Source organism: Melaminivora alkalimesophila, from assembly GCF_000282995.1.
In the GTDB taxonomy this organism is placed as follows: Bacteria; Pseudomonadota; Gammaproteobacteria; order Burkholderiales; family Burkholderiaceae_C; genus Melaminivora; species Melaminivora alkalimesophila.
In genome coordinates, this window is sequence record NZ_ALEE01000218.1 from 1 (window position 1) to 7,481 (window position 7,481).

Here is a 7,481-nt window from a genome sequence, read left to right on the forward strand (position 1 = left end):
CTTATTGCACTGAAAACGAGGAGACCCCGAGCGAGGCGAAAAAAAACCGCCTCGGGGTGTCCGAGGCGGCAAGTCTGCATGCGGTTCAGGGAGGAAGAAACCGCGCCGGCGATCAGGGAGGAAAACCGCGCGGCCTGATGTGCAGCTCGGCCACTTTAGCCGGATTTTTCGACTTATCCGATGCGAGCGGCCCGCCGTGGGCGCTGCTCGATCTGCTGTTGCTTTTTCTCGACGTGCTTCTGCTCCTGGTGCTGCTGCTCGTCGCGCTGCACCTGGCTGATGGCCGCGCCGATCTGCCGCTTCACGCCCTCGATGCCCAGCTCGCTCTTGTGCGCCAAGTCGTTGAAGTCGGTGTGCTGCTTCATCGTGGACAGCGCCGCGATCTGCGCGCCGCTCAACATCGACGCCTTGAGCTTGGCCGCCTCGTCGCCGGCCAGCTCGACCTTGCCGGCGGCGGCGTCGGCAAGGCGCTGCTCGGCGCGCAGGTGGGTCTTGAAGCTGTCGGGCGTGATGGCGGGCAAGTCGCGCGGGTAGGTGTTCTCGGCCGGCGCGAAGATCGGGAAGATCGCCTTGCCGCCCACGGCCTGGGCGGCCGCCTCGGCCTTCTCCCGGCCGGGGTTGTTGCCGTGGGTCATGACCAGGTGCCGGTCGTCGTCGCCGGCGATGATGACCGGCTTGTCCGGGAACTTGGCGTGCAGCGCCTTCGCCACGGCCTCAAGGTTGCCGCTGTCGAAGGCGGCGACCGTGGCGTGGCCCACGGCCTCGGCCACCTGGGCCGCCGTGGCGTAGCCCTCCGAGATCACCAGCGCCGGCGCGGCCGCCAGGGCGTCCATGCCGCCGACCGGGTGGAAGCATCCTTCCTTCTTCGAGTCCTTGGCGAACCGCTTAGTGCCGTCCTCCTGGATGTATTGCATCGTCCATTGCTTGCCCTCTGCGTCGAAGGCCGGGATGTAGGTCTTCTGGCCTTCGCGGTCGGTCATCACGCCGGCCTGCGCCTGGATGCCTTTGGCTTGCAGGTAGGGCGTCGGCTGCTCGATGGGCACGAGGTCGGCCATCTGCCGACCGACGCGCTGCGCGGTGGCCTCCTGGGCCTTGTCCTGCTCGACGGCTCGCTGTGCCAGCTTCTCGGCCGCCTCGGCCTGGAGCTTGGCCTTCTCCTGGTCGCTCAAGGCGTAGCCCTTGCTCTTCCAGGTAATGTCCGTGCCGGTCTTGTTGTTGATGATCCGCCCGGCCGGGTGCCCGTCCAGGTGGCCCACGTAGAAGCCATCGAGCGCGCCCTTCTTGCCGCCCTCGACCGGCACGCGGTGCCGCTTGCCATCCATGATCGGGTGATCGCCCTGGGCGTTGCTGCCGGTGAACAGGCCGGCGCTGCGCATGGCCTCGGCGAACTCTTCCCTTGGCGTCATCGCTGGCCCTTGCTGGGCCTGCACGTTCTCGGGCTTCCAGCGTTCGAGCTTCGCCGCGTCGGCGCGCGGGCCGACATACCAGGACTTCGCGGCCTTGTCCCAAAGCGCGCCGGCGGCCTTGGCCGCGTTGCGCTGCTCGTAGGGCACGGCCAGGTACTGGCGGGCCTGCTGGGCCTGCTGCGCGGGCTTCTGCGCCTCGCCCTGGGCTTCGGGTGCCGGCTGGGCCGAACGCGGCTCTACGGCCGCTGTAGCGGCTCCCTGCGCCCATTTGGCGAAGGGAGCGGCATCGGTGCCCGGCGGCACGTACCAGGACTGTTGCTGCCGATCCCAACGCGCCCCGAGGCTCTTGGCCTCGTCCTTCTCCTTGTACGGCACGTTGATGTACTGCCGTTCGGGCTTCTCGGCCTGCGGCTGCGCCTGCTGCCGCTCGCGTTCCTGGCGCTCCAGCTCGGCCGCGCGGCGCTGCGCGTCGCTGTCGTTGAGCATGGCCGACGCCTCGGCGGTCTTGCGTGCCTCTTTAGCGGCTGAAATGTCCTCTTCGGTCGCGTTGGGGTCGCGCCGTACACGCTCTTCCTGCACGCGGGCCAGCTTGGCGGCGCGCTCGTGCTGGTTGTCGGTGCCCAGCGCATCGACCAGGTGCAGGCGCTCGGCCAGAGCCTCGGCCTGGCCCTCGGTGCGGGTGCCGGCGACGAAGGCAAAGGCGTCCTCGCCGAACTGCGCATCGGCCTTGCGCGCGTAGACCTGGAACGCCTGCGGCTCGATGCCGGCCTGGGCGGCATCGACGGTCTGGCCGTCCTGCTCGGCCACGCCGACGATGCGCAGCTCTCCGCTCCAGTCGGGCGGCAGCTCAACGCCAAGGTGTTGACGGGTCGCGTCGGCGAACGCCTGGCCGTCGATCTCGCCGGCGGCGAGCTGCCGGCGCGCGGCGGCGGCCTGCTCGATGCCCTGCACCGCGTCGGCAGGATGGGCGGCCAGCAGGGCGGCCGCCTGGTCGTTGGTCGGTGGGGTCATGTTCGCCTCCTGGTCTGCGACGGCCGCTTGCTGCTGGGTCAGCGCCGGCAGGGCCATCAACTGGTCGGGCGCGTAGTTGTTCAGCTCGTCCAGGCTGCGAACCTGGTGGGGTTCACCGTCCTGGTCGTGGAACGCAAAGATGCGCTGGCCGTCGCTCCACCTGGCTTCGGCGTCGATGCTCGACACGATCTGTTCGCCGTGCTGCTGGAGCTGCTGCGCGAGGTGGAGCTGTTCGGCCATGTTGGCGAACTCTTGCGCCAAGCCCTTGCGCTCCAGGTAGGCGTTGTCGGTGTCGGTGTGGCTCGGGTCGATGCCGAACACCGGCGACAGCCGGTCATGCGCGACCGCGTAGAACTGCTCGGGATCGGTGCCGGTGATGCTGCCCACGGTTTCGAGGCCACGGCTGCGCAAGGCGTCTTCCAGGGTGTCGCCCTGGAATGCCTGGTAGTGGCTGAAAGACACGTCCGGGTTGTCCAGGACTTCGGCAATGTCCACGGCCAGGGCCTGGGCCACGGCTTCGTCCTGGGCCTGGCTCTGCTGCTGGTCTTGCTCCTGAACCTGCTTCTGCTCGAAGGCCAGCACGTAGTCGTGAATCTTCTCGGCATCGGCGGCCGCGCGGAACACCTCCAGCGGCTCGTCTTGCAGCGCCTTGATCCACGAACCCACATAGGCGGCGTGCTGGCCCGGATCGTGGCCGATGCCCAGCTCGTCGCCGACGATCATGGAAGCGATCTCGGCGCGCAGCTCTTCCTTGGCGTACCCCTCGCTCCCGAACGGGTGCGCCAGGTCGCGGTCAAGGCGCGAAGCGTGGCCCGTCCAGTGGCCCAGCTCGTGCAGCGCGGTCGCGTAGTAGCGGTCGGAGCTGGGGAACTGGCCGCGCTCCGGCAGGGTGATGCTGTCGGTCGAAGGGCGGTAGAACGCCCGATCACCGGCGGCGTGGGTGATCGTCGCGCCCGAGGCTTTCAGGATGTGCTCGGCGCGCTCGACGGCGTTCCAAGTCTGTTCCTTCTTCGGCTGGAGCGGCGGCAGGCCGTCGATCTGCTCGCCGTTGAACACGGTCGCAAAGAACACGCGCGGCCGCTCCAGCATGACGGTTTCCTTGACCGGCTGGCCCTTCGCATCGAGGACGGGCCGGCCGCTGTCGTCCAGCTTGTCTTGCTCTTCGCTGAACTTCCAGTATTGAACCGGCGTGCCTTTCTCGCCCTTGCGAACCTGCGCGCCCACGGCGGCGGCCTGCTTGTAGGTCATCCAGCGCGCATCGCTGCGGCCCTGGGCCATCAGGTGGATGGCGTTGATCCCTTTGTACCGCTTGCCGGTGGTCGGGTTCATCGGCAGGTAGGCGTTGGGTTCGCCCGGCTCCCACGGCTTTTGCCACGGTGCGGTGCCGGCCTTGAGCTGCTCGATCAGCTTTTCGGCCACGACTTCGTGAAACGGCTTCTTCGGCTCCATGTTCTCGTCCCTTCGGAATAGCTCGTTGAACTGAGGGAAGTTCTGCTGTGTCCGGGAACGGTCGCGCAGGCCCTGGGCGACCATGCACACGATGTTGTGCAGGTCGTCGGCCTGCATGGGCCGCACGCGGGCGATGCAGGTTTCCGTGAATGACTGTTGGCCGCGCTGCTGCACCTGGTCGGCGACCTGGTGCTGGCTCGGCTCGATGCCCTCGCAGTGCAGGGCAAACACTTCCTCGGCGCGCACGTCCAGGGACTGGCCGGCATAGCGCCGGTTCACGTCATCCCATAGCGGCTTGAGGGTGGGTTCGTTGCGGGCGGCCGCCAGGCCGTCCAGCAAGGCGCGCTTCTCGCCCGGCGCGAAGGTGTTGGCCCCGTAGTGGCCTAGCACCTCGTGCCGCAGCGTCATCAGTAGGTCGCTGGCGCTCTCGACGTTCTGCAAGGGCACGTCCACGCGGCCACGGTAGGCGCGGCCGGCGTGCAGCGTCTCCTTGGGCACGTAGCCGCCCTTCATGTCGGCCGGCACCTCGGCCGCTCGCGGCCCGTACAGCTCGGCCGCGTCCTCGCGGAACTTGTAGGCCAGCTCCAGCGCGCCGGGGTAGTCGCGGACGAAAGCCCGCGTCACCCCTTGCGCCTCGGCTTTCGTGATCGGCATGGGTCAGCCCTCCGACGCCTTGCGCGCGGCGGCCTGGGCAACCGTCTCGCCGGGCCGCAGGTCGTACAGCTCGCGGGCGTTCGTGGTGGTGATGAACGGCGGGATGTCGGCGCTCGGGCCTTCGTCGTCCAGGAATGCCGGCTCCAGCGCGCCATCGACTTCCACCAGGTCGTCGCCGCTCGCGGCGGCGTCCTGCTCGGACAGCGCGTCCTCCACGAACGCGCCCACGCGCTCGGCTTCGTCGGGGTCGAACTCGACCTGGAAGCCGGGCGTCAGCGCGTCGGCCATCTTCTCGCGCACGGCCTCGCGGCCGGCGGCGTCGTCGTCAACCGGCGGCAGGACGGCCAGCGGCTCGTCGTGGGCGGCGGTGTTGGTGGTGGTTTGCTCGTTCATGGTCGATCTCCTTCGCTGTGGTCATTCGGATGCCTGGCCGTTGCGGCCCTTGCTGTAGTCGGGCCGACCCTTGAGGTCGGGGTAGGTCTGCTTGCATGTGGGGAAGTTGCTGCAACCCCACCAGAATTGCCCCTTCTTCTTGCTCGGCCGGCGCGACAAGCCGCTGCCGCAGGCCATGCACTTGTGAAGGGATGACACCGGCGCGGCTTCCTTGCCGCCGGCGATGGTCACGGCTCCGCTGTTGGCCTTCGCCACCTGGTCGCGGATGAACGTCTCTTGCTTCGTGATGAAGGCGTCCAGGGCGGCCGTGCCCTGCTCGACGCCTTTCAGCATCCGCTCGTAGAGCGCGGTCAGCACCGGGCTTTTCACAACCTCGGGCAGCGCGTCGATGACGCTGCGGCCGAGGGTCGTGCTGATGATCTGCTTGCCTTTGACGGCCAGGAACTCGCGCCGCTTCAACTCGGAAATGATCGACGCGCGGGTGGCCGACGTGCCGATGCCGTCGCCCTCGCGCAGCATCTTCTTGTGCTCGGCATCGCTGACGAACTTGTGGATGTTCTCCATCGCGCGGATCAGCGTGCCCTCGGTAAAGCGCGCTGGCGGCTTCGTCTTGGCGTCCTTGCGGGTGGCGTCCGTGCAGGTCACGGCGTCGCCCTGGGCCATCGACGGCAGGGCCTGCGTGCCGCTGTCGTCGTCCTCGTCCTTCTCGCCTTCCTCGTCGGCCTGGCTGTACACGTCACGCCAGCCGTTGCGCGTGACTACCTTGCCGCTCGCGGCGAAGTTCTCGCCCGCGATCTCGACGCCCACGGTGGTCTGCATGTACTCGTGCAGCGGGTAGAACTGCGCCAGGTAGGCGCGCACGATCAGGTCGTAGATGTTGCGCTCGCGCTCGCTGAGGGCGGCCTTGCTGCCCTTCTGCATGGTCGGCACGATGCCGTGGTGCGCGGTGATCTTCGAGTCGTCCCACGTCTTGGACTTGATACGCGGATCGGCACCATCGACCAGGCCGGCCAGTTCGGGGTTGACGTGCTTGATCGCCTCCAGCACGCGCGGCGCGTCGGCGTGCTGCGACTCCGGCAGGTAGGCGCAGTCGGTGCGCGGGTACGAGGTCAGCTTGTGCGTCTCGTAGAGCGCCTGGCAGGTGTTCAGCACGTCCTCGGCGCTGTAGCCGAACTTGGCCGAGGCCAGTGCCGTAATGTCGGACAGGGCGAAGGCCAGCGGCTGGTTCTGCTTCTTGGCCTCCTGTTTGTACGCGGCGATGGTGCCCGGCTGGCCCTTGACGGCGGCCACCAGGGCGTCGGCGACGGCGGTATCGACAAGGCGGCCTTCGCTGTCCAGGCCGGCTTGATCCTCCTTCGCCTTCCATGCGGCGGCGAAGCTGCCGCCGGCGTGCTGCACCACCGCCCGGATGGTGTGGTACGGCACGGCCTTGAATGCCTCGATCTCGCGGTCGCGGGCGACCACGAGGGCCAGCGTCGGCGTCTGCACGCGGCCCACGGTCAGCAGGGCGCGCGAGCCGCCGCGCTGCGCGCGCAGCGTGTACGCGCGGCTGAGGTTCATGCCGATCAGCCAGTCGGCGCGCTGCCGCCCGCGTGCAGCGTCGGCCCAGCCTGCATAGGTGGTGTTCTCCTTCAACGCGGCCAGGCCGCGCTTGACGGAAACGGAGTCCTGCGCGCTCACCCAAAAGCGGCGCACCGGCTTGCTGTTGCGGAAGTGCTCCAGCACTTCGTCAACCAGCAACTGGCCTTCGCGGTCGGGGTCGCCGGCGTTGACGATCTCCTTGGCCTCCTTGAGCAGCTTGCCGATCACGGCGAGCTGCTTCTTCGCGTCGTCCTTGGGCTTGAGAATCCAGCTCTCGGGGATGATGGGCAGCTCATCGACGCGCCAGACCTTCTTGCCGGACTGGCCGCGCGGCACGTCATCGGGCGTGTACTCGTCGGGGTCGGCCTGTTCGAGCATGTGCCCGAAGCACCAGGTCACTTTGTCGGTGCCGCACTCGATGAAGCCGTCGCCCTTGCCGGTCGCGCCCAGCTCGCCGGCGATGGCCTTGGCGACGGACGGCTTTTCTGCGATGAAAAGGCGCATGGTGTGTCTCCCTACCAGGTGATGACCGGACGGATCACGGTCTTGATTTGCGAACGATTGATCGGGCCGAAGTAGCGGCCGTCGAAGGATGTGGCGCTCACGTCCGACATAAGCAGCACCTCGGAATTGCCGAGCGTGTAGCTGTTGGACTGATAGCGCGGCAGCGGCCGACCGGCCTTGTCGGCCTTGATCGGCGCGCTGAGGGGCAGCAGCTCGCCGTTGACGCGCACGCCGTCATCGGCGACGGCGACGGCATCGTCTTTAGCGGCTAAAACGCGCTTCATCATGTAGCCGTAGCCGCCCTGGCAGAAGCCGGCCCCGATGTAGCCCCTCTCCTTGGCGTCATCGAACACGCCGAGCTGCGGCGGGCAGAAGAGGACGTAGGCCCCCTTCTCCACCGGCGCGCTGCTCGTCCAGTACAGGCCGACCGGAATGCTCTTGGTGGTGTTCACGCGGGCACCGGCGGCATAGCCGCCGGCGGCC

General features: G+C 68.1%; 4 protein-coding genes. All 4 read right to left on the reverse strand.

From position 1 onward, the window contains the following. Positions 1-173 precede the first annotated feature (173 nt). Positions 174-4,520 (reverse strand): zincin-like metallopeptidase domain-containing protein, encoded by a 4,347-nt coding sequence (locus A612_RS03645; RefSeq protein WP_011117147.1) that lies wholly within the window; start codon positions 4,518-4,520, stop codon positions 174-176. Between the two features lie 3 nt (positions 4,521-4,523). After that, positions 4,524-4,913 (reverse strand): protein TraD, encoded by a 390-nt coding sequence (locus A612_RS03650; RefSeq protein WP_006122510.1) that lies wholly within the window; start codon positions 4,911-4,913, stop codon positions 4,524-4,526. Between the two features lie 21 nt (positions 4,914-4,934). Beyond that, positions 4,935-6,998: a DNA topoisomerase III gene (locus A612_RS03655; protein WP_006122511.1), complete on the reverse strand. Its 2,064-nt coding sequence runs from the start codon at positions 6,996-6,998 to the stop codon at positions 4,935-4,937. An 11-nt stretch (positions 6,999-7,009) separates the two neighbouring features. Beyond that, positions 7,010-7,481 (reverse strand): conjugative transfer signal peptidase TraF (gene traF / locus A612_RS03660; RefSeq protein WP_019373229.1); only part of this gene is annotated, 472 nt, incomplete at its 5' end.

What these genes read in the sequence shown, in the direction of transcription:
- A612_RS03645 (WP_011117147.1), bottom strand. Translation starts at nt 4,520, where the DNA reads ATGCCGATCACGAAAGCCGAGGCGCAAGGGGTGACGCGGGCTTTCGTC.
- A612_RS03650 (WP_006122510.1), bottom strand. Translation starts at nt 4,913, where the DNA reads ATGAACGAGCAAACCACCACCAACACCGCCGCCCACGACGAGCCGCTG.
- A612_RS03655 (WP_006122511.1), bottom strand. Translation starts at nt 6,998, where the DNA reads ATGCGCCTTTTCATCGCAGAAAAGCCGTCCGTCGCCAAGGCCATCGCC.